The sequence below is a fragment of the Paenibacillus sp. JT31N17 genome, from assembly GCF_056269255.1.
This window is the reverse complement of sequence record NZ_JBWDNP010000003.1, coordinates 145,877-166,042: the sequence shown is the minus strand read 5'-3', so window position 1 is coordinate 166,042 and position 20,166 is coordinate 145,877. Positions and strand designations below refer to the sequence as shown.

Annotated in this window: 16 protein-coding genes; 1 reads left to right on the top strand and 15 read right to left on the bottom strand. The window is 52.9% G+C overall.

Annotated elements, in window-relative coordinates:
• Positions 1 to 10 precede the first annotated feature (10 nt).
• The 13 genes from murA to mraZ form a co-directional block, all read right to left on the bottom strand.
• On the bottom strand, positions 11 to 1,291 hold the full coding sequence (murA, locus tag AC0YOB_RS12395) for a UDP-N-acetylglucosamine 1-carboxyvinyltransferase (RefSeq protein ID WP_475793089.1): 1,281 nt from the start codon (positions 1,289 to 1,291) through the stop codon (positions 11 to 13).
• Between the two features lie 15 nt (positions 1,292 to 1,306).
• A complete protein-coding gene (gene murB, locus AC0YOB_RS12390; protein WP_475793088.1) occupies positions 1,307 to 2,212 on the bottom strand; it encodes a UDP-N-acetylmuramate dehydrogenase in 906 nt (301 codons plus the stop codon).
• A gap of 179 nt (positions 2,213 to 2,391) precedes the next feature.
• Positions 2,392 to 3,501, bottom strand: coding sequence for an undecaprenyldiphospho-muramoylpentapeptide beta-N-acetylglucosaminyltransferase (gene murG / locus AC0YOB_RS12385; RefSeq protein ID WP_475793087.1), 1,110 nt, complete (start codon positions 3,499 to 3,501; stop codon positions 2,392 to 2,394).
• 7 nt (positions 3,502 to 3,508) lie between these two features.
• The gene (spoVE, locus tag AC0YOB_RS12380; RefSeq protein ID WP_475793086.1) at positions 3,509 to 4,606 is read right to left on the bottom strand and encodes a stage V sporulation protein E; all 1,098 of its coding nucleotides are present in this window, start codon (positions 4,604 to 4,606) and stop codon (positions 3,509 to 3,511) included.
• A gap of 45 nt (positions 4,607 to 4,651) precedes the next feature.
• Positions 4,652 to 6,073 (bottom strand): UDP-N-acetylmuramoyl-L-alanine--D-glutamate ligase, encoded by a 1,422-nt coding sequence (murD, locus tag AC0YOB_RS12375; RefSeq protein ID WP_475793085.1) that lies wholly within the window; start codon positions 6,071 to 6,073, stop codon positions 4,652 to 4,654.
• A 382-nt stretch (positions 6,074 to 6,455) separates the two neighbouring features.
• Positions 6,456 to 7,412 (bottom strand): phospho-N-acetylmuramoyl-pentapeptide-transferase, encoded by a 957-nt coding sequence (mraY, locus tag AC0YOB_RS12370; RefSeq protein ID WP_475793084.1) that lies wholly within the window; start codon positions 7,410 to 7,412, stop codon positions 6,456 to 6,458.
• A 12-nt stretch (positions 7,413 to 7,424) separates the two neighbouring features.
• A complete protein-coding gene (locus AC0YOB_RS12365; RefSeq protein ID WP_475793083.1) occupies positions 7,425 to 8,882 on the bottom strand; it encodes a UDP-N-acetylmuramoyl-tripeptide--D-alanyl-D-alanine ligase in 1,458 nt (485 codons plus the stop codon).
• Positions 8,879 to 10,366, bottom strand: coding sequence for a UDP-N-acetylmuramoyl-L-alanyl-D-glutamate--2,6-diaminopimelate ligase (locus AC0YOB_RS12360; protein ID WP_475793082.1), 1,488 nt, complete (start codon positions 10,364 to 10,366; stop codon positions 8,879 to 8,881). Before AC0YOB_RS12360 ends, AC0YOB_RS12365 begins: the two co-directional genes overlap by 4 nt.
• A 112-nt stretch (positions 10,367 to 10,478) precedes the next feature.
• Entirely contained in the window at positions 10,479 to 12,416 is a 1,938-nt protein-coding gene (locus AC0YOB_RS12355) for a stage V sporulation protein D (protein WP_475786373.1), read from the bottom strand.
• Positions 12,417 to 12,528: 112 nt separating this feature from the next.
• The gene (locus AC0YOB_RS12350; RefSeq protein WP_475793081.1) at positions 12,529 to 14,724 is read right to left on the bottom strand and encodes a penicillin-binding transpeptidase domain-containing protein; all 2,196 of its coding nucleotides are present in this window, start codon (positions 14,722 to 14,724) and stop codon (positions 12,529 to 12,531) included.
• A gap of 11 nt (positions 14,725 to 14,735) precedes the next feature.
• Positions 14,736 to 15,140, bottom strand: a complete 405-nt coding sequence (locus AC0YOB_RS12345; RefSeq protein WP_475793080.1) for an FtsL-like putative cell division protein — start codon at positions 15,138 to 15,140, stop codon at positions 14,736 to 14,738.
• Between the two features lie 58 nt (positions 15,141 to 15,198).
• Positions 15,199 to 16,131 (bottom strand): 16S rRNA (cytosine(1402)-N(4))-methyltransferase RsmH, encoded by a 933-nt coding sequence (gene rsmH, locus AC0YOB_RS12340; protein ID WP_210046581.1) that lies wholly within the window; start codon positions 16,129 to 16,131, stop codon positions 15,199 to 15,201.
• Between the two features lie 72 nt (positions 16,132 to 16,203).
• Complete coding sequence (gene mraZ / locus AC0YOB_RS12335) at positions 16,204 to 16,635, bottom strand: division/cell wall cluster transcriptional repressor MraZ (RefSeq protein ID WP_210046590.1); 432 nt, start codon at positions 16,633 to 16,635, stop codon at positions 16,204 to 16,206.
• A gap of 238 nt (positions 16,636 to 16,873) precedes the next feature.
• On the opposite strand from mraZ, the gene AC0YOB_RS12330 reads away from it, so the two are divergent.
• Positions 16,874 to 17,119, top strand: a complete 246-nt coding sequence (locus tag AC0YOB_RS12330; protein WP_210046582.1) for a hypothetical protein — start codon at positions 16,874 to 16,876, stop codon at positions 17,117 to 17,119.
• Positions 17,120 to 17,191: 72 nt separating this feature from the next.
• Here the strand turns inward: AC0YOB_RS12330 and AC0YOB_RS12325 are convergent, their stop codons facing one another.
• On the bottom strand, positions 17,192 to 18,262 hold the full coding sequence (locus AC0YOB_RS12325) for a DUF4349 domain-containing protein (protein WP_475793079.1): 1,071 nt from the start codon (positions 18,260 to 18,262) through the stop codon (positions 17,192 to 17,194).
• Between the two features lie 630 nt (positions 18,263 to 18,892).
• Complete coding sequence (locus AC0YOB_RS12320; protein ID WP_475793078.1) at positions 18,893 to 20,161, bottom strand: adenosylhomocysteinase; 1,269 nt, start codon at positions 20,159 to 20,161, stop codon at positions 18,893 to 18,895.
• Between the last annotated feature and the right edge of the window lie 5 nt (positions 20,162 to 20,166).

Genomic DNA, 20,166 nt, shown 5'->3' with positions numbered 1-20,166 from the left:
AATGGTTAATTTAAGAGACAATCTCTTTCTTGGGAACCGGAGACAGCCGAGAGATTCGCGCGCCCAATCGGGAGAGCATCGTCTCAATCCGGTCATAACCCCTATCGATGTGGTGTACCTGCTCCACGACTGTTCTGCCTTGGGCGGCGAGCCCTGCGATAACCAGTGCGGCTCCCGCACGCAAATCAGTCGCTTCCACCGTAGCCCCGTAAAGCCTTGGAACACCCCGAATGAATGCGGAATTCAAGTCGACCCTGATGTCCGCCCCCATACGCGAGAGCTCGTCGACATGCTTGAAGCGGCCTTCAAAAATCGTTTCCTTCATGACGCTTACCCCGTCGGCGAGCGACAGCAGCACCATAATTTGCGACTGCAAATCCGTTGGAAACGCCGGATAAGGAGAAGTGACAATCCGGTCGATAGACTTGCTCCGGCTCGCACTGCCAACTTTGATTATATCACCGTCCACCGATATTTGAACACCTGCCCGGCGAAGCACGTGAATGAGCGAGGTGAGATGGGATGGCTGCGTGTTGTGCAGCGTTACCTGGCCCCTGGTGGCCGCTGCGGCAACCATGACGGTTCCTGTAACGATCCTGTCCGGAATGACCTGATACCGGCATGGAACAAGCTTCTCTACGCCTTCAATCGTAATGGTGTCGGTTCCGGCTCCGATGATCTTGGCGCCCAATGCGCACAAGAACCGCTGCAGGTCCTGAATTTCCGGTTCACGGGCAGCGTTGCTGATTGTCGTAAGCCCTTCCGCCAGTACTGCAGCCATCATAATATTTTCTGTTGCGCCCACGCTTGGAAAATCAAGATGGACTTCAGCGCCCTTCAGCCGATCTGCGAAGCAAACAATGCGGCTGCCTTCTTCTTCTATTTGTGCTCCAAGCGCCATAAGACCTCTCAAATGCAAATCAATCTTTCGTTCCCCGATCGCGCAGCCGCCTGGCTGATAAATCGTTGCTTTGCCAAATCGTGCTAGAAGCGGCCCCATCAAAAAGATGGAGGAGCGCATTTGACGCATAAGAGCTTCCGGGACATGCGAGGAATGTGCGAATGTCGTATCAAGCATAACCGTTTCATCCACATGTTCCGCCCGGCAGCCGAGCTCGCGCAAAATGTTCAGCATGACGTCGATATCAAGAAGCTTTGGCACATGATCGATCGTCACTTTTCCTTCTACTAGCAGACTGGCAGCCAAAATCGGCAAAGCGGCATTTTTCGCTCCTTGGATAACTATGGTTCCTGAGAGAGGTTTCCCGCCTTCAATCACCAATTTGTCCAATGTATCACCTCCGAATTACCGCTCACCCACCACCAGTACTTCCGGCACCAAATCGACTCCGAATCGGTCTTTAACGGTGCTGCGAATAGTTGTCATGAGGGTGAGGACGTCTTCGGCCTTCGCTTGACCGGTATTCACAATAAAATTGGCGTGCTGCGTCGACACTTCGGCATCTCCGCTTCGCATCCCCTTGAGCCCCGCTTCTTCGATCAGCCTCGCGGCAAAATCATTCGGCGGATTGCGGAACACGCTGCCTGCAGTAGCCGACTTTAGTGGCTGCGTGCGCAGCCGGCGCTCCTTGTAAGCGGACATCGTGGACGCGATCTCTCTACGGTCGCCGCGTTCGAGCTCAAATGTCGCATTAACAACGATTCCGGGCTGCTCATGAAGAAAGGAATGACGATAGGAAAAACCCATTTGACCAGAATCGCAGTGTACCAATTCTCCTGTTTCCAGTACAATGTCAGCCGATTTGAATATACGTGACACATCCGACCCGTGGGCACCGGCATTCATGTACACCGCTCCGCCGACCGAACCTGGAATTCCCCCTGCAAACTCCAGACCGGTCAATCCTTCCTTGCCTGCCATGACAGACAGCTTGATGAAGGAATAAGCCGCGCCCGCATGAACGAGCGTGCCATCAAATCGTGCATAATCGAATCCTTCGCCCGGCTGGATCACAACGCCCCGGATTCCCTTATCGCTTACCAGCAAATTGGAGCCGCGTCCGAGGTTGGTCCAAGGCACTCCTTGTTTGTGGAGCAAACGCACCACGGACACCAGCTGCTCTTTATTTTGCGGAATAACCAAGATGTCTGCCGGACCTCCGATTTTCCAGGTTGTATATCCGGAAAGCGGTTCGCCAGATCTCACGCTGCCTGAATCGATTTGTTGTAATTCCGCTAACAATTGCTCCATCCTTGCCCGTACCTCCTTTTTGCTATTAGCGATTGTCGAATGCGGGGCATGCTTCTCCCAGCCAGGCTGCCCTCCCTGCTGACTTTCGGTTGCAGATACGGGCCCCGCCAGGTGACGGTCACGATTATAGGGTATTCTATGCCTTCCCGCGCATGAGTGTGACAATCGCCCATGATGCACTACGGTTTGTCCGTTAATCTCTTAATTTCTTGTCCGATGAGGGTTGCCGATTGCGGCATGCCGAGCGTCAGTGCCGCAAGCCCCATTTTGGTCAGCAGCTCTTCGGCACCGATCAGTCTTGTTACGCGCTCGAATAATTTGCTGCCGCTTAAGTCCCGTTCGAGAATCATCTCCGCCGCTCCTGCATCCGCGAGGCTTCTCGCATTCGCTTCCTGATGGTTATTCGTGACATTCGGAGACGGTATTAAAATAGAAGGAACTCCCAAAGCTGTGATTTCCGCGAGCGATGAAGCTCCCGAACGGCTGACAATCAGCTTGGATGCAGCCAGCACCTCTGGCATATTATGCAAATACGGCCGCACATGAAGATTGGCAGACTGCCCCTGCTGTGCATCCTTCATTCTCTTCATCGTGCTTTCATAGTAGCTTTCTCCAGTCACAAATACAAAATGAACCTTGGGCATTCGCATAACCATTCCTGCCATGTCCACCATCGCGTCATTCATCGCCTTCGCACCTCTGCTGCCCCCGACCATCAGTACGATCTGGCTGCCGGCAGGCAGTCCCAGCGATTTGAATCCGTTATCCCTGCTTGCGCGAACCACATGAGTCGCGCAAGGATTGCCTGTATAGACAGCATGCTTTGAGCGCTTGAACTGGGACAACGAGTCCTTGAAGCTGACAGCTACGCAATCCGCATATCGGGTTAAAAACTGGTTGGTCAAGCCGGATACGGCATTCTGCTCATGAATAAGCGTTGGAATGCCGAGCTTGGCGGCCGCATAGACGACGGGCCCGCATACATATCCTCCTGTACCCACCACGACATCAGGTTTGAATTCCCGCAGGAGCTGCTTGGAGCGCTTTACGCCTCTTAGAAAACGCATGACGGTTTTCACATTGTCCAAAGACAGATTGCGCCTGAAGCCCGTGATCTCCACGGGTTCAAACGCGATCCCCTGTGCAGGCACAATCCGGCTCTCCAGTCCTTTGGGAGATCCGATATATAATATCGATGAATCCGGAGCTTCTTCCTTCACCTGCCTGCCGATCGCAAGCGCCGGATAAATATGGCCGCCTGTTCCGCCGCCGGTCAATACGATACGCATGACATGTTCACCTCGAATAACGGGATATATTAAGTAAAATGCCGAGCGCCGTAAGCAACAGTGTCAGCGATGAACCGCCATAGCTGACAAGCGGCAGTGTAATGCCCGTCACCGGCAGCATACCAATGACGACGCCAATATTGATAAACACCTGTACGGCGACAATCCCGACAATGCCCACCGCAAGCAGGCTGCCAAACGTATCAGGAGCTGAGATCGCCGTCCGCATACCGCGCCACAGCAGGATGGCAAATAGAATAATAATCGTGCCGCCGCCGATGAAGCCCAGCTCCTCCGAAACGATGGAGAAGATAAAGTCGGTTTGCGGTTCGGGCAAATAATTAAATTTCTGACGGCTCATACCAAGCCCAAGTCCGACAAGTCCCCCAGGTCCGATGGCATAGAGGGATTGAATGATCTGATAGCCTGCGCCAAGCGGATCGGCCCATGGGTCCATGAAGGCGGTGATGCGCTGCATCCGGTAAGGAGCCGCAAGAATCAGCCCCACAAATCCGGCAACGCCAATCATGGCGAGCGAGCCCAGATGCGCCATACGCGCGCCCGAGGTGTAGATGACCAGCAGGGATGCGCCTACCATAACAGCGCCGGTTCCCAGATCCGGCTGCAGCATAATCAGCGCAAAGGCTGCGCCGAGAATACCGAGCGGTGGCAGCAGCCCCTTGGTAAACAAGGTGACGGTCTGCTGCTTCTCGGATAACAGCTTGGCCAGGAAGATCACCATGGCCAGCTTCATGAATTCCGAGGGCTGGATGCCGAGCGAGCTGATGCCGAGCCAGCTTCTGGCTCCCCCGCGGACAACCCCGATCCCGGGAATCAATACAATGACCAGCAGGCCAAAGCAGATAAACAGAGCGGGCCGGGACCATTTCTTCCATATTCCATAGTCAGCGTTCATCGTTACCAGCAGGGACGCAATACCCAGCGCAGCAAAGATGGACTGGCGCTTGACGTAATAGAATTTGTCGCCGAACTCATGGAATGCCAGTACTGCGCTTGCACTGTATACCATCACAAGGCCGATGGCGAGAATACACGATATCGATACGATCATCCATACATCCGGGGCGGACCGGGCTTTTACCATAGCACAAACACCTCTTGCATGCGTAAGTAGGGACAAGCCCCCTACTTACAAGGTATGCGCCGATTGTTTAAAAATGCGCCCCCGCTCTTCGTAAGACTTGAACATGTCCCAGCTGGCGCAGGCGGGCGAGAGCAGAACGATATCTCCCGGCTCTGCAAAGGAGGCGGCTTCGCGCACGGCTTGCTGCAGCGTCGCTTCGGCGTCCTCTTCAGGTTCGACTGTTTTGATCCACGCTAAACCTGCCAGCTCGGCAACCGCAGCAATCTTCCCGCGTGTCTCTCCAAGCGTCACGACCGCCTTGACCTGGTCCTTGATATGCGGCAGCAGTTCCATATAATCCGAACCCCGGTCAAGTCCTCCCGCAATCAGTACAATCCGCGGGGGGAACGAACGCAGTGCATTGATCGTTGCTGCCGGATTGGTCGCTTTGGAGTTGTTGTAGTAGCGTATGCCACCGCGCTCACAGACGAACTCCATGCGGTGCTCAACCCCGCTGAACTCCCTCAGCGGAGCTCTGAGCGCTTCAAGCGGTGCGCCTGCAGCCAGCGAGGCTCCAATCGCGGCAAGTGCGTCGGCTGCGTTATGCCTTCCCGGAATGCCCAGTTCGTGAACGGGCAAGACGACATGTCTTGCTTCTTCCCGGTCGATCCAGATGATCTCCCTATCCAGCCCGTCAGGCGGCGCGGACAGCTCTTCCGGAAAGGGCGGCTCAATGAACAGCCCATAAGGCAGGCTTTGAGAAACCGCAAAAGGAATGATATGCGCCTTAATCCTGCCCTCGCTGACAAGCTGGCGGCAAACGGGATCGTCCATGTTGATGACAGCGGTATCCTGCTCCGTTTGATTGGCAAACAGCTTGGCCTTCGACTGGACATAATCCTCCATGTCCCCGTGATAATCCAGATGGGTCTCGACCACATTCAACAGTACGGACACGCGCGGACGAAAATGCTGCGTGCCTTTGAGTTGAAAGCTGCTGAGCTCGGCCACCAGCCAATTGTTGCCCGTAGCGGTTTGCGCCGCTTCGCAAAGCGGTGTGCCGATATTGCCCGCCACGATCGGCGCAAGGTCGGCAGCCTCCAGCATATCCCCGATCCACGTTGTCGTGGTGGTCTTGCCGTTGGAGCCGGTAATGCCGATAATCGGCGCATCCGAAAGCTGGTAGGCGATCTCCACTTCCGTGACCACTTTCAAACCCAGCGCGAGCGCCCGCTTGACCGGCGGCGCGCTGTAGGGAATACCCGGGTTTTTGACTACCAGCGCGGTATCCCCGGTAATGAGATCATCCGGGTGGCTGCCGCAAATAACAGAAATACCCAAAGCGTCCAATTCATCCGCTTCGGGGCACAATTCGCGTTTCTTCTGGTCGTTGACAATCACTTTTGCGCCCAGCTTGTGGAACAGCTTCGCAACGCTGACGCCGCTTTTGGCGAGCCCCAGTATGACTATTTTTTTGCCTTGGTACAATGTGGATTCCCCCCTAAATCCCCCTGAGGGGGACCCCAAGGGCCCCGGCCCTCTGGACACCCGGAATGGGATAACGTCCGAGTTGCAGAGTAGCGCCCTCGTTAATGTTATTTGGTGTGCTCGCTTTCGTCCCTAGGGACACGCTTAACTTTTGATGCTCCCTGGGTACCAGGATGACTTCGTCTAGAATAACGTTTGGGTCAATGAGACGGTTAGTGCGGTCGTTTGGTCGTTGGATCGCTTTCGTCCTTTGGACACGCTCTTACTTTTTGAGCTGGTCGCCCCGCTTCGGGGCGATTGTCGGCGCCTGAGGCGCCTTGTCCCTTGGCGGGACTTTTAAAGGCTCGGCACCTTTGGTGCCTTGTCCCTTGGCGGGACTTTTTTATCGGCCCAGGATGAGGCCGATAGCTGCCAGGATGAGCGATACGAACCAGAAGGACGTGACGACGCGCCATTCGCCCCAACCCGACAGCTCGAAGTGATGATGGATCGGGCTCATCTTGAAGATTCGCTTGCCGCGAAGCTTGAATGAGGCGACCTGCAGGATCACCGAGAGCATTTCGATGACGAATACGCCGCCGATAAGAACGAGCAGAATTTCCGTCTTCGTCAAGATCGCAACTGCCGCCATGCCGCCGCCTATGCCCAGTGAACCGGTGTCGCCCATGAAGACTTTGGCCGGATGGGCATTGAAGACCAGGAAGCCCAGCAGGGCGCCGATCATGGCAGCTGAGAAGATTGCCGATTCATGCTCGCTTGCATGCAGAGCCAGGATGGTGAAAGCGGCGAAGGCGATCGCACCTGTGCCTGCCAGCAATCCGTCGACGCCATCGGTGAAGTTGACGGCGTTTGTGGTGCCGAAGAGCATGATGACGACAAAGGGATAATAGAACCAGCCGAAATCAAATTGTATCGTTGTACTGGGAATGCCCACGACGGTGCTGTGATTCATTTGATAGAGCAGGACACAGATTATAATGGAAAAGATGAGCTGGCCGATCAGCTTCTGCTTAGCGGTTAAGCCCAGTGATCGCTTGAATACGATTTTAATATAATCATCAAGAAATCCGATAAGTCCGAAACCCAACGATGCAATAAGTAGTACCCAAAATTCCGGTGTAATTTCTGAAAATTTCAAAAAGCTGAGCAGCAGCGCCAGCATAATGATGATGCCGCCCATAGTCGGCGTGCCTTTCTTCTTCAGATGGCTTTGCGGCCCGTCCGTCCGGATCTGCTGGCCGAATTTAAGCCGTCTTAGCAGTGGGATGAACAAAGGTCCGAGCAAGACCGCAAGGAGAAAAGAAGCGCCGATCGACAGCAGGATGACCTTGATGTCCATGTTGTCACCTCATCATGCACGCTGCAGCGCGTGGACGATTTCTTCCATACGCATGCCTCGTGAGCCTTTCACTAATACAAGATCCTCCGGTGTCAATGAGGCGCGAAGGCACTCGATCAACTGCTCTTTATCTTCAAAAGCGACCACCGGCGCCTCTGTTTGCAAAGATGAAGGATCGCTCAGCGCCCCGCTGCTCTCTCCCGCTCCCGCATTTTTCTCAAATGATTTGGAAGCTGCGGAGGCCGTGTGGCGGGATAGCGCTCCATAGGTCAGCAAGCGATCCGCCTTGTAAGGGGTAATGTAATCGCCAATATCGGCGTGAAGCTCCGCATCCTGTGCGCCAAGCTCCAGCATATCCCCGAGAACCAGCCATTTGCGCCGGTATCCTGTCAGCTGCGCCACCAGATCGACCGCTGCGCGGACCGCCGTCGGATTGGCGTTATAAGCATCATTAAGCACCATTGCCCCGTTGTATGCCCGCACCGGTTCAATACGCATCCCCGTCAACCGCAATCCTTCGAAGCCCTCGCGGATTTTCTCCGCCGGGATGCCAAGCGCCCGGCCTACGGCTACCGCTGCCAGCGCATTGGACACGTTATGATGTCCGGGAACCGGAAGCGACAAGCGGTCGAAAGATTCCAGTCCATTCACGTCAAAAGCGGAGGATATCGCGTCCACCTCGACATGGACGGCGTTCCAGTCATTGCCTTGCCCCAAACCAAAGGTCTGCCTCCTGAGCGTATCAGGCAGATTCAGTGCTTCCACTCCAGCATGCAGCAAAGGCTCATCGCCGTTGAACAGGAGCAGTCCGCCTTCCCGAAGCCCTGCGACAATTTCCAGCTTGGCCTTCGCAATGCCTTCCCGTGACCCGAGCTGCAGCAGATGCGCATCCCCGATATTGGTAATGACAACGATATCCGGCTTGGCTATGCAGGTGAGCAGCTCGATTTCGCCAAAACCGCTCATTCCCATTTCCAGCACGACAACCTCAACCGATTCATCCAGCTGCAGGACGGTAATCGGCAGCCCGATATGATTGTTCAGATTGCCTTCGGTTTTATGAACCCGGAAGACGCCTGATAACACGGAGGCTACCATGTCCTTAGTTGTGGTCTTGCCGTTGCTTCCCGTTATCCCGACAACGCGCAAATTCAGCTCTTCCCGGTAGGAAGCGGCTAATCGCTGCAAAGCCGTAAGCGGGTCGTCCACCAGAAGCAGAGGCTCGTCAATCAGCGTCTCCGGTATCGACCGGTTGGATTGCCAGAGCAGCGCAGCAGCCCCGCCCGCAAGGGCGTTGGCGGCAAAATCATGTCCGTCAAAGTTATAGCCGGCGAGCGGAATATAAAGCTGGCCGGGCTGAACATCTCGTGAATCCCTGGTTGCGCCGGTTATGGCAATTTCGGCAAACCGGTTGTTTGTCAACGTTCCACCGCACATGTCGGCAATGGCGCCTAACGTTCGTTTTATCACAGTCTGAGACTCCTTATCGCTTCTTTGGCCACAACGCGATCATCAAAGTCGTGCGTCTGATCCCCGATGATCTGATACGTCTCATGACCTTTCCCCGCAATCAATATTACATCGTCGGGGCTGGCCATATCAACCGCTTTTTGGATCGCCGCATGACGGTCCGCCAGCAGCTCGTAACGGTCTCCGGACACCCCGTCCCCGATGAGCCCGACTTCAATATCCTTCAGGATTTGCGCCGGATCCTCGGTGCGCGGATTGTCGGAGGTGACGATCGCATAGTCGGCGTAACGGCCGGCAATCGAGCCCATAAGCGGACGTTTCGTCCGGTCCCGGTCGCCGCCGCAGCCAAACACGCAGATAATTCTTCCTGAGGCTACCTCTTTGACCGCTGCCAATACATTTTCCAGGCCATCGGGCGTATGCGCGTAATCGACAATGACGGCGAATGGCTGGCCGGCATTAACTGCCTCGACTCTCCCCGGAACTCCCGGCAGGCTCTCCAGACTTGCTTTGATCTGCGCAAGCGGAACCTCTTCGATCAATGCCGCGCCTATTGCGGCCAAAGCATTATAAACGTTGAACTTCCCGGTCATTTGCAGCGTAATATCCGCTTCTCCCTTGAAGGTGTTCACATGAAAGGATGTTCCATGCGCGGTAATCCGTACATGGGTCGCGCGAATATCTGCTTCCTGATCCACACCATAGGTAATGACTTCAGCGGCCGTAGCCTTGGCAAATCCCTCTGAAGCCTCGTCATCGGCATTCAACAACGCAAATGTTCGGTCGCCCTGAGAATGGGCATACTCGTTGCCGAGCCGGGAGAACAACAGCTCCTTGGCTGCAGCGTAACGCTCCATTGTATAATGATAATCCAAATGATCCTGCGTGAGGTTGGTAAATATTGCCGTGCGGTAACGGCAGCCCTTTACACGCCCCTGCTCCAGCGCATGCGAGGATGCCTCCATGACGCAGTAATTGCTTCCCGACTCCACCATTCCGGCCAGGCTGCGCTGAAGCTCCAGCGCCTCGGGCGTCGTACCCGACATGGGATAGGATCGGCCGCCGTAACGCATTTCTACCGTTCCGATCACACCCGGGCTGAAGCCTGCATCAGCCAGAATTCGTTCAATCAAATAAGTCGTTGTTGTTTTCCCGTTCGTTCCCGTTACGCCGATCAGCTTCAATTTGTGGCTGGGCTGTTCAAAATATATATCGGCAATGACAGCCATCGCGAGACGACAGTCCTTGACGAGAATTTGCGGAATACCGACAGGCAGCTCCCGGTCCACCACCAGCGCTGATGCCCCAAGCTCCATCGCCTGGGGCGCAAAGTCATGACCATCCTGCGTATGGCCCGGCAGGCAGATAAACAAGTCGCCTGCCGATACTTTGCGGGAATCGATTTGGATTCCGTTGATTTTTGTGTTCTTATCGCCAATAAGTCGTGCTGTAAGCAGCAATTCGGCTATTTGTTCCAAACGCATGGGTCAGTTCCTCCACCCCGGCCTGTTTGATCATGTCCCGGCCCTGTAATAGGTTCTATTATTCTTGCTGACGTATTACCCGTACCTGTTATACATTCTCTTCCCAGTATAGTCAAGGATGATTGCTTTCATCATCCTTGGCCAAATAAATGCGGATCGTCGAGCCCCGTTCCACCCGTGAACCTGCAGCCGGTGCCTGCCTGATAACGGTGTCTCCGCTGCCGGCTGACGTCAGATTGAAATTCATATTCATATCCTCGTAAATATCGGATACCGTCTTGCCTACAAGATTCGGAACCGTAACGATTGGCGTTTCGCCATATTTGTAATCCCGCTCAATCTGCTTCTTACGAGGCTCAATTCCCATATAGGGCAGGGCATCCGCAAGGATGTTATGCACAATAGGGGCGGCAACGACGCCGCCAAACTGAATGCCCTGCGGATTGTCGACCGCCACATACACGACAATCTTGGGATCGTCCGCAGGTGCGAAGCCGATGAAGGACACGATATGCTCATTGGGCGAGTACCGGCCATTGATCACTTTCTGCGCCGTACCGGTTTTACCGCCAACCCTGTAGCCATCCAGAAAAGCATTGCGCCCCGTTCCTTTGGCCACCACGCTCTCCAGCGCTTCCCTTACCTGCTGGCTGGTTTTCTCCGAGATCACCTGCCGCACGGCCTCCGGCTCCACCGTTTCGACCGTTTCACCGGTTTCGGGGTTGATCCAGGCTTTGGCAACATGCGGCTTGTACAGCGTTCCGCCGTTGACTGCCGCCGAGACTGCCGTAATCTGCTGGATCGGCGTTACGGAGACCCCTTGGCCGAAGGCGGTTGTCGCCAGCTCCACCGGGCCGACCTGGCTCATCTTGAACATGATCCCGTTCTCTTCGCCGCCGAGGTCAATGCCGGTCTTGGTGCCGAAGCCAAAGTCCTTGATATACTGAAACAATTTATCTTTGCCGAGCCGGTTGCCCAGCGCGACAAAACCGGGATTGCATGAATTTTGCACAACCTCCAGAAACGTCTGTGAGCCGTGACCGCCCTTCTTCCAGCAGCGCAAGCGGGCTCCGCCGACTTCCACGAACCCCGGATCATAGAAGTGATCATTGGTTAAGTTTACCTTGCCTTCTTCAAGCGCAGCGGAAAGCGTGATAATCTTGAATGTCGAACCCGGCTCATAGGTCATCCAGATGGGCAAATTCCGGTTGTACACCTGTGGATCAACATCACGATATTTATCCGGCTCGTACGTAGGACGGCTAGCCATTCCAAGAATTTCACCCGTACTCGGATCCATCGCAATCGCCATGATGTCGTCCGCCTGGAATTTAACCATGGCCTGATCCAGCTCGCGTTCCATAATGGACTGGATTTGCTTATCGAGGGTCAGTTCCAGATTCAGACCATCCTTGGGCTTCAGATAAGAATCAGCAGAGCCCGGCATTTGCCGGCCTTTCGCGTCAGAGAGAAATGAAATATTCCCGTTGATTCCGGAAAGCATGTCATTGTATTGCGCTTCAATACCGGTCAAGCCCTGATTGTCAATCCCGGTAAAGCCCAGCACATGCGAAGCAAAGCTGCCCATGGGATAATAACGTTTGTTATCCTCCGCCACAACAACGCCAGGCAGTGCCAAATCGCGTATCAATTGGGCCTTGTCCGTTGTGATTTTCCGGCCTCCGGGCTGAATACGGACGATCAACTGTTTTTTTGTAATGGTCTTCAGCACGGCGTCTTCCGTCATGTCGAGCACTCTGGCAAGCTCTGCAGCCGTCTTCTGCGCATCCTTGATCTGGGCGGGAATCGCCATAATCGTCGGCGAGCTTATATTATACGCAAGCTTGGTTCCGTTTCGGTCCCATATTTCCCCCCGCTTGGCCGAGAACGGAATTTCCCTCCGCCAGGAGTTTTCCGCTTTTGACGCGAGCTCCTCGCCCTTCCACAATTGCACGTAAGCGAGCCTGCCTATAAGGAGCGCAAAAGAAGCGACAGCGATGATCAGCGCGATAAATAAGCGCCGCCTTACGGTAACATTCGAAATTTTCACCTGCAATCCCCTCCGAATAGCACGTAAAACGGGAACATACGCACATCCGTTTCCTAATCCAAGCCTATTCGGTTTAAAAAGGGGTTAGAACAAGCTATCCTGCACCGGCATCTTACTCTTTCTTGTCTTCCTCCTGCTTTTCCGCATCCCCTTCCTCTGTTGATGTCTGGTCTGCGGGAGGAGCCAAGGTGAGCTTCAAGACCTTCTCGCCTTTCAGCTGGGCAAGTGTTTGCGAGGTGACAAAACCTTGTCCCACTGTCACACATTTGATTTGCAGCAGCGTACAGAATTCCAATGCATCACGCAGGGACAGGCCGCTCATATTCGGAATTGCGAGCTCGCTCCGGTTCTCCGTGATCAAATAAACACGCTGCGTGGGATTGACCGCTGAATTTGCTTTTGGTATTTGCTGCAAAATTTTATTGCCCTTGCCGATGACCTCAGGTGTAAGCGAACGCGAGGTCAGCTGTGCCTTGGCCTGGTCGAGTGTAAGATTGGTCAGCTCCGGCAGTGTGACGGTCAAGTCCTTCGCTGCGGATTCCTTGGCAGGCTCAATTGTCGGATTGACACCCATATGGCGCAGACTTTGCAGCACTATTTTTTTGAATACCGGCGCCGCAACCGCCCCGCCGCCCAGCAGCTCGTCTTCCGGCGCATCGGCTACCACATACACTGCGATTCTGGGCTTTTCCACCGGTGCGTAACCAATGAAAGATACGACATATTGATCACTGGAATATGCACCGTTTACAACCTTTTGAGCTGTCCCCGTCTTGCCTGCGATGCGGTAGCCTTCGATGTAGGCGTTTCTCCCAGTGCCAATCTCCTGGTCAGAGACGACCTGCTCCAAATATCCGCCCACCAGTTCCGCGGACTTATCGGAAATCACCTCACGAACGAGCTTCGGCTTTGTAACAACAGATGTTTTGGCCACCGGATCATCGATTTCCTTGATCAGATGCGGCTGCATCAGCTTGCCTCCGTTCGCGATAGCAGCAACGGCCGTAACCTGTTGAATTGGCGTAACCTGCACCTTACCCTGACCGAATGAAGCATTTGCGACATCCCTTGCGATATTCGGATTAATGGTAATGGAGCCAGCCGCTTCACCCGGCAGTTCGATATTCGTTTTCTCATTGAATCCAAACTTCTTGATATAATCCATAAGGCGGTCCGCTTTGAGTTTCTCATAACCAAGCTTGACGAAAGCCACGTTACTGGAGCGCTTGAGTCCTTCCAGATACGTAATATCGCCCCAGCCGCCGCGTTTGATATCGTTAACCTGCTGCTTTCCTACCTGAATCGATCCGGACATATAATGATCATTGGGATCAAACAGTCCTTCCTGAACGGCCCCCGCCAGCGTTACGATTTTGAAAGTCGAACCGGGCTCATATAAGGCTCTAATCGCGCTGTTATAGAAATCCGACGGCTGCGCCTTTCCATATTCGTTAGGGTTAAAGTCCGGCAGGTTCGCCATCCCCAAGATGTCCATCGTTTGCGGATCTACGGCGATCGCCGTCATGCTTTTCGGATGAAATTCATTCCAAGCTTCCCTGAGCGCCTCTTCGACATAATACTGAATATCCGAATCAATAGTCAGCTTGACATTCTTGCCATCCACGGAAGGATTGAATTTGACCGTTCCATCCTCCAGAATGACGCCATTGCCGTCCCTTTCATAAACGATCTCGCCTTCCTTGCCGCTTAATTCCTTGTCCAGCGATTTCTCAAGCCCCATAACAGGCACGCCTTGGTTGTTCATATAACCGACGATATGGGAAGCCATATTATTCTTCGGATAATACCGTTTCTTATCCTCTGTCAAATAAATGCCGATATCCGGCTCTTTGGTCTGCTTCATCAATTCGTCTCTATATTTCTCAATCCGGTCCTTGACTTCCTTATCCACCTGCCAGCCCTTCTGGCGCACCTCGCGGTTGACATAGAACTCTCCCTTATCGTTCTTCGCGGTTACAATCTCCTGAAGGTCGCTTTCCGATGTTCCCAGAATCGTGTGAAGCTTGCTTACGATCTGGTCTTCCAGTTTGAGCTTGTTGATAAGCTTCGGATTAACCGAGACGTTGTAAGCCAGCACATCCATCGCCAGGACATTGCCATCCCTGTCGGAGATGGTTCCCCTGGTTGGAACCAGCTTCTCCGATCTGGACCAGACATCCCGGGCTTTATCCGCCCAGTAATCGGCCTTGACAACCTGGACCCAATAGATTCGGCCTACGAGAACAACAAAAAAGAGGGTAATCAACCCTCCGACCAGCAGCGTACGCAGTTTTATCCTTTTTGTCATAGCTGATCACCTTATTCCTTATTCATTGCGGTTTCTGTCTCTTTACTCCCTGTTCTCACCTTGATCGGCTCGTTAGGATCCTCGACCATACCCTGCATCTTGGCCTGATCCTGAATGGTCTCGGGATTTTTCAGCGTTTCCACCTGTTTCTTGAGCTCTTTCATCTCTACCTGCATCGTCGTATACTCTCGCGTCATATCTTTGATTTTCTTATCCATTTCATAGATTTGCGCATAACGGAAAATAATAACCCCCGCAACAATGACACAAACAATAATCGTGAACAGATAAAGCAGCTTTTCTTGCACAGGCATGGATTTCCGTTTAATCTGAACTTTCTTCGTCTCGCGGTACTGCTGCTTAGGGTCCGGTTTGCGTTTCGGTTGAAGTGCAAGATTGCCGTTTACGTAAGCCATTTTGTTCCTCCCTATTGTCCTATCGTCTTGCCTGATTTAACGCTCTGCTCAACTTAATTTATAATTTCTCGGCAATCCGGAGTTTTGCCGACCGCGCCCTGGGATTCTGTTCAAGCTCTTGTTCGCCCGGCACAATCGGTTTGCGGTTAACCAGCTTCAGCCGGCCGCTGCGCCCGCATACACAAATCGGAAAGTCCGGCGGGCATGTGCAGGTCTCCACATATTTCGCGAACATCTGCTTGCAAATTCTGTCTTCGAGGGAATGGAAAGTAATAACCGATGCTCTTCCTCCGGATTTCAAAACATTAATGGTTTGTTCCAATGCTGATTCTTCCGCTCCCAGTTCATCGTTCACCGCGATGCGCAGTGCCTGGAAAGTCCTTTTGGCCGGATGCGGACCGGTCCGCCTTGTTGCTGCGGGTATGCCGGATTTGATCAGCTCGACAAGCTCCCCCGTATTCTCAATTGGCTTCAGTTCCCGGGCCTGGATGAACTTACGGGCAATTGACCTGGCAAACCGCTCCTCCCCGTAGGTCGAAATGATTCTGGAGATTTCCCGTTCATCCCAGGTATTCACAATTTCTCCTGCTGTCAGATCGCCCTGGCGATCCATTCTCATATCGAGCGGAGCATCATGGTTATAGCTGAATCCACGCTCCGCTTCATCAAGCTGCGGACTGGACACGCCCAGATCGAACAAGACACCATCAACCCCGTCAATATTCAGTTCCTGCAGAACCTGCTCCAGATCGCGAAAATTCCGTTTGACCAGCGTTACCTTATCGAGGTATGGAGCAAGACGGATCTTGGCGTTATCATGCGCCCATTCATCCTGATCGAGCGCAATAAGACGTCCGCCCTCCCCAAGCTTGGATGCAATGCTTTCACTGTGGCCGGCTCCACCGAGCGTACAATCGACATAGATGCCATTCTGCTTGATTGCCAAACCTTCAACCGCTTCTTCTTTGAGCACCGTTATATGTTGAAACAAGCTGCAGCCCTCCCGGCTCAAAGGTACCTTTGCCGTCAAACGGCATGGGCCCGCGTTCTAAAAAAAATCATGCTAAAAATTAAAATCAACAAGCTTCTCCGCAATTTCATTGAATGACTCTTCCGATTGCTGAAAGTAGCCCTCCCAAATCGATTTGCTCCAGATTTCCACCCGGTTCGAAACTCCGATCACGACACATTCTTTGTTGAACTTCGCATACTCACATAATGTATTGGGTACATTTACCCTTCCCTGTTTATCGAGCTCGCATTCAGTCGCTCCCGAGAAGAAAAACCGGGAAAACGCCCTGGCGTCCGATTTCATGAGAGGCAGCGACTTCAGTTTTTGCTCCAATACGCCCCACTCGCTCATCGGATACACGAATAAACAGTTGTCCAGACCACGCGTAATGATGAATTGCTCGCCGAGGCCTTCACGGAACTTGACTGGAATAATGATACGGCCTTTGTCATCAATGCTATGCTGGAACTCCCCCATAAACACGGCCGCTTCACCCCCTTGGTTCAAGCCCGCCACTTTGCCCCACTTTTCACCACTAATGTTGATCTATTCGCCACCTGAAATTGAAATCCTCCTTTTGCATGCAATTATTAAGAATAATTTATGTGATTAATCTTGTTACACTTTTGAAACCTTTTAACAACAAGCTTCGTGTAAGCTAGAGCTATCGAGCCCGACTTCTGTTTACTATTTTGGATAAAAGGAGCGTCCGACTGAAGCCATGATTCCTACCGCCGATCTAAAAATCGAGCTGTTACGCCCGGTCGAACAGCTATGCTACCAGGTAGCCCATTATCTCCTCGGCAATGACTACGATGCGGCAGAAGCCAGCAAAGAAGCGCTTATCGAACTTTATCAAATGCCGCAGTTCGTTGTTTCCAGCGAGGATGAGCGGCAGCGTCTCGCCAAAGCCGCCGCGATCCGCAATGCCCTCCGGCATGTGGGTGATAAAACACTGGTCCAATAAAAATGAGCTGTCATCTTAAGCCCAGAAGGCTTTGATGCAGCTCATGCCAGAAATATAAAGGTATTTAATATTTCAATCCTGCTTTTCCTGTTCTTCCGTTTCATTCAGCTTTATTCCGCCTGCCTCTACCGGGTGCCGCCTGCTTCTGCTTTTTCTTCGATAGATGAAATATCCCGGAACACCGATCACCAGAGCTATTGCTATGATTGGCAGCGCCCCCGCTATAACAACAAACAGTCCTTGAACAAAATGATTGATGAACGAAGTGCTGGCCTTCATGGCATCCAGCGAACGATCCAATAAGGGTGGTTTTGCCTGTTGGGCCGAATCAGAGAATCCGGCATTTTGATACATCCTCAGCTCAATGGTGGAGAACGACACATTCTGATCCAGATAATGCGTTCTCCCTTTGATTCTTTCGATCTCCAGCTGCACCTCGCTAAGCTGATTGGAGTACTTCAACAGATCATCCGCCTGTGTGGCTTTGTCCATAAACGCAAGCAATCTGGCTTCGACCACCTGCCGGGATTTCAATCTGGCTTCCAAATCCACGTACTCCTCGGTCACATCTGTGCCCTTCATGCTGCTTTGATAATCCAGATGCTTCAGCTTCTCCAGCTGACTGAGAAAAGATTGAAAGCCTGAAGCGGGAACCTTGATCGTATAGGTGCCACCCAGCTCATTTGCGGATTTCTGGTCGCCAAACTCCAGAATATAGCCCCCTGACAAATGGATAATATTTTTCAGCTCCGTCTGCGACTGGCCATAGTCGCTCACTTCCATCGTGATATTCGCGTGGTAAATCAGCTTGCGGCTGAATCCGTCGGCATCTATGTCTGCGCCTGTGGACATCCCTGTCTCCGCTTCTGCCGCGTTGTTCACCGGCGTTCCGGAAGCGGTATTTGCACTCGTACCCCTGTCGGCTGCCGGAACTGCCTGGTCCGTTGCTGCCTCGGAAGATTGCGCCGATTGATTTTGCATACTTAAAGCCTTGCTGGTTTTCTTATTTCCTGAATTTCCACTATCCGTGTTGGAGCTGCTGGATGAGCAGCCTGCCGCAATGAGCAGCACCGCCGAGATTATGGCTGTGATGTACAATTTCAACCCTTTGCGGCGGAGCTTTGCCGTGTTGATGATGTTCATTTTTTGATTCCCCCTTTTAGAAAATTGTGGATTTTTTTGTGTATGTTTCCTAGACGGGAATGAGGGGGGATAAGTTGCACTTGGAGTGTCCCCCTAAATCCCCGGAGGGGGACCCCAAGGGCTCCGCCCTCTGGACACCCGAATGGGATAACGTTTGTGCCAATGAGATGGGGGATTCCCCCTAAATCCCCCAGAGGGGGACCCCAAGGGCTCCGCCCTCTGGACACCCGAATGAGATAACGTTTGTGCCAATGAGATGGGACCTAGCTGGTGTGTGCCCGGATTCGTTTTCGTCGGAGTGTCCCCCTAAATCCCCCAGAGGGGGACCCCAAGGGCTCCGCCCTCTGGACACCCGAATGGGATTACGTTTGTGCCAATGAGATGGGACCTAGCTGGTGTGTGCCCCGGATTCGTTTTCGTCCCTTTGGGACACACTTTTACTTTTTTCGGACCTTGTTGGCCGCTTTGGGCCAAATGATAATTGGATAGCCTTGGCGGCAATGTGGCGGGGCTTGGCTGGTTTGGGCTGGGTGGAACGCAAAAAACCGTTTGTGCGGATTCTTTTGGAATCCTGCTCAAACGGTTTTTTTGATGAGAACGCTAGCCTGATTGTTAGCGATTCGTTATTGCTTAATGCTCGGTCCAGCTTTCTTGGTAGGCTTTTTGCTCGTTTGTGAGCTTGTCGATCGCCATACCCATAGCAGCCAGCTTGTATTCGGCTACCCGTTGATCCAGCTCGTAAGGAACATTAACCACTTTAGCGCCGATTGTTTGATAGTTGTCATTTACATATTTAAGCGAAATCGCCTGCAAGGCGAAAGTCATATCCATAATTTCCGCCGGATGTCCGTCCCCTGCTGCCAGGTTGACCAGTCGTCCTTCCGCCAGAAGGTAAATGATGCGGCCATCTTTTAATTTGAATTCTTCGATATTCCGTCTTACGACGCGTTTGCTTGCCGTTAAAGCCTCAAGCTCCGGTTTGTTGACCTCGATATCAAAATGACCGGCATTCGACAGGATTGCACCGTTCTTCATCACTTCGTAATGCTCGCCGCGAATGACGTCGCGATTGCCCGTAACGGTGACGAAAATATCGCCGACTTTGGCCGCTTCAATCATCGGCAGAACCGTGAAACCGTCCATGTAGGCTTCAACCGCCCGGATCGGATCGATCTCGGTTACCACTACATTAGCGCCTAATCCCTTGGCACGCATAGCTACGCCCTTGCCGCACCAGCCATAACCGACAACAACAGCCGTTTTGCCTGCAGCGACCAGGTTGGTGGTACGGTTGATGCCATCCCATACCGACTGTCCTGTGCCATAGCGATTGTCAAACAAATATTTACAAAATGCATCATTCACCGCTACAACCGGGAATTTCAGCGAACTGTCCTTTTCCATTGCTTTCAGCCGCAGAATACCCGTTGTCGTTTCTTCCGCGCCGCCGCGCACATTTTCCATCAAATCAGGACGCTCGGCATGGAGGATCGATACAAGATCGCCGCCGTCATCAATAATGAGGTCAGGCTTGGTTTCCAGCGCCTTGATCATCAGTTCTTTATACTCTTTGGGATCCGGATTGTATTTGGCGAATACTGTAATGCCATCTTCCACCAAAGCAGCACATACATCATCCTGAGTGGACAACGGGTTGCTGCCCGTTATGGTGACTTCAGCGCCGCCCGCCTGAACAACCTTTGCCAGATAAGCCGTCTTCGCTTCAAGATGAAGCGAAATCGAGACTTTAAGCCCCTTGAATGGCTGTTCTTTCTCGAATTGCTCGCGGATCCGGTTCAGCACCGGCATATGAGCCGCTACCCAATCAATCTTCAAATGTCCTTCCGGTGCCAGCGACAGGTCAGTGACAATGCTTGCTTTCTTGGCATCTACAGTCAATTATT

Bases quoted from the DNA above. Each gene is read 5' to 3' on its own strand.
- AC0YOB_RS12345 (WP_475793080.1), bottom strand. From the start codon at position 15,140: ATGGCTTACGTAAACGGCAATCTTGCACTTCAACCGAAACGCAAACCG.
- mraY (WP_475793084.1), bottom strand. From the start codon at position 7,412: ATGGACATCAAGGTCATCCTGCTGTCGATCGGCGCTTCTTTTCTCCTT.
- murB (WP_475793088.1), bottom strand. From the start codon at position 2,212: ATGGAGCAATTGTTAGCGGAATTACAACAAATCGATTCAGGCAGCGTG.
- AC0YOB_RS12350 (WP_475793081.1), bottom strand. From the start codon at position 14,724: ATGACAAAAAGGATAAAACTGCGTACGCTGCTGGTCGGAGGGTTGATT.
- AC0YOB_RS12360 (WP_475793082.1), bottom strand. From the start codon at position 10,366: ATGCGTTTGGAACAAATAGCCGAATTGCTGCTTACAGCACGACTTATT.
- murG (WP_475793087.1), bottom strand. From the start codon at position 3,501: ATGCGTATCGTATTGACCGGCGGCGGAACAGGCGGCCATATTTATCCG.
- AC0YOB_RS12325 (WP_475793079.1), bottom strand. From the start codon at position 18,262: ATGAACATCATCAACACGGCAAAGCTCCGCCGCAAAGGGTTGAAATTG.
- spoVE (WP_475793086.1), bottom strand. From the start codon at position 4,606: ATGGTAAAAGCCCGGTCCGCCCCGGATGTATGGATGATCGTATCGATA.
- AC0YOB_RS12330 (WP_210046582.1), top strand. From the start codon at position 16,874: ATGATTCCTACCGCCGATCTAAAAATCGAGCTGTTACGCCCGGTCGAA.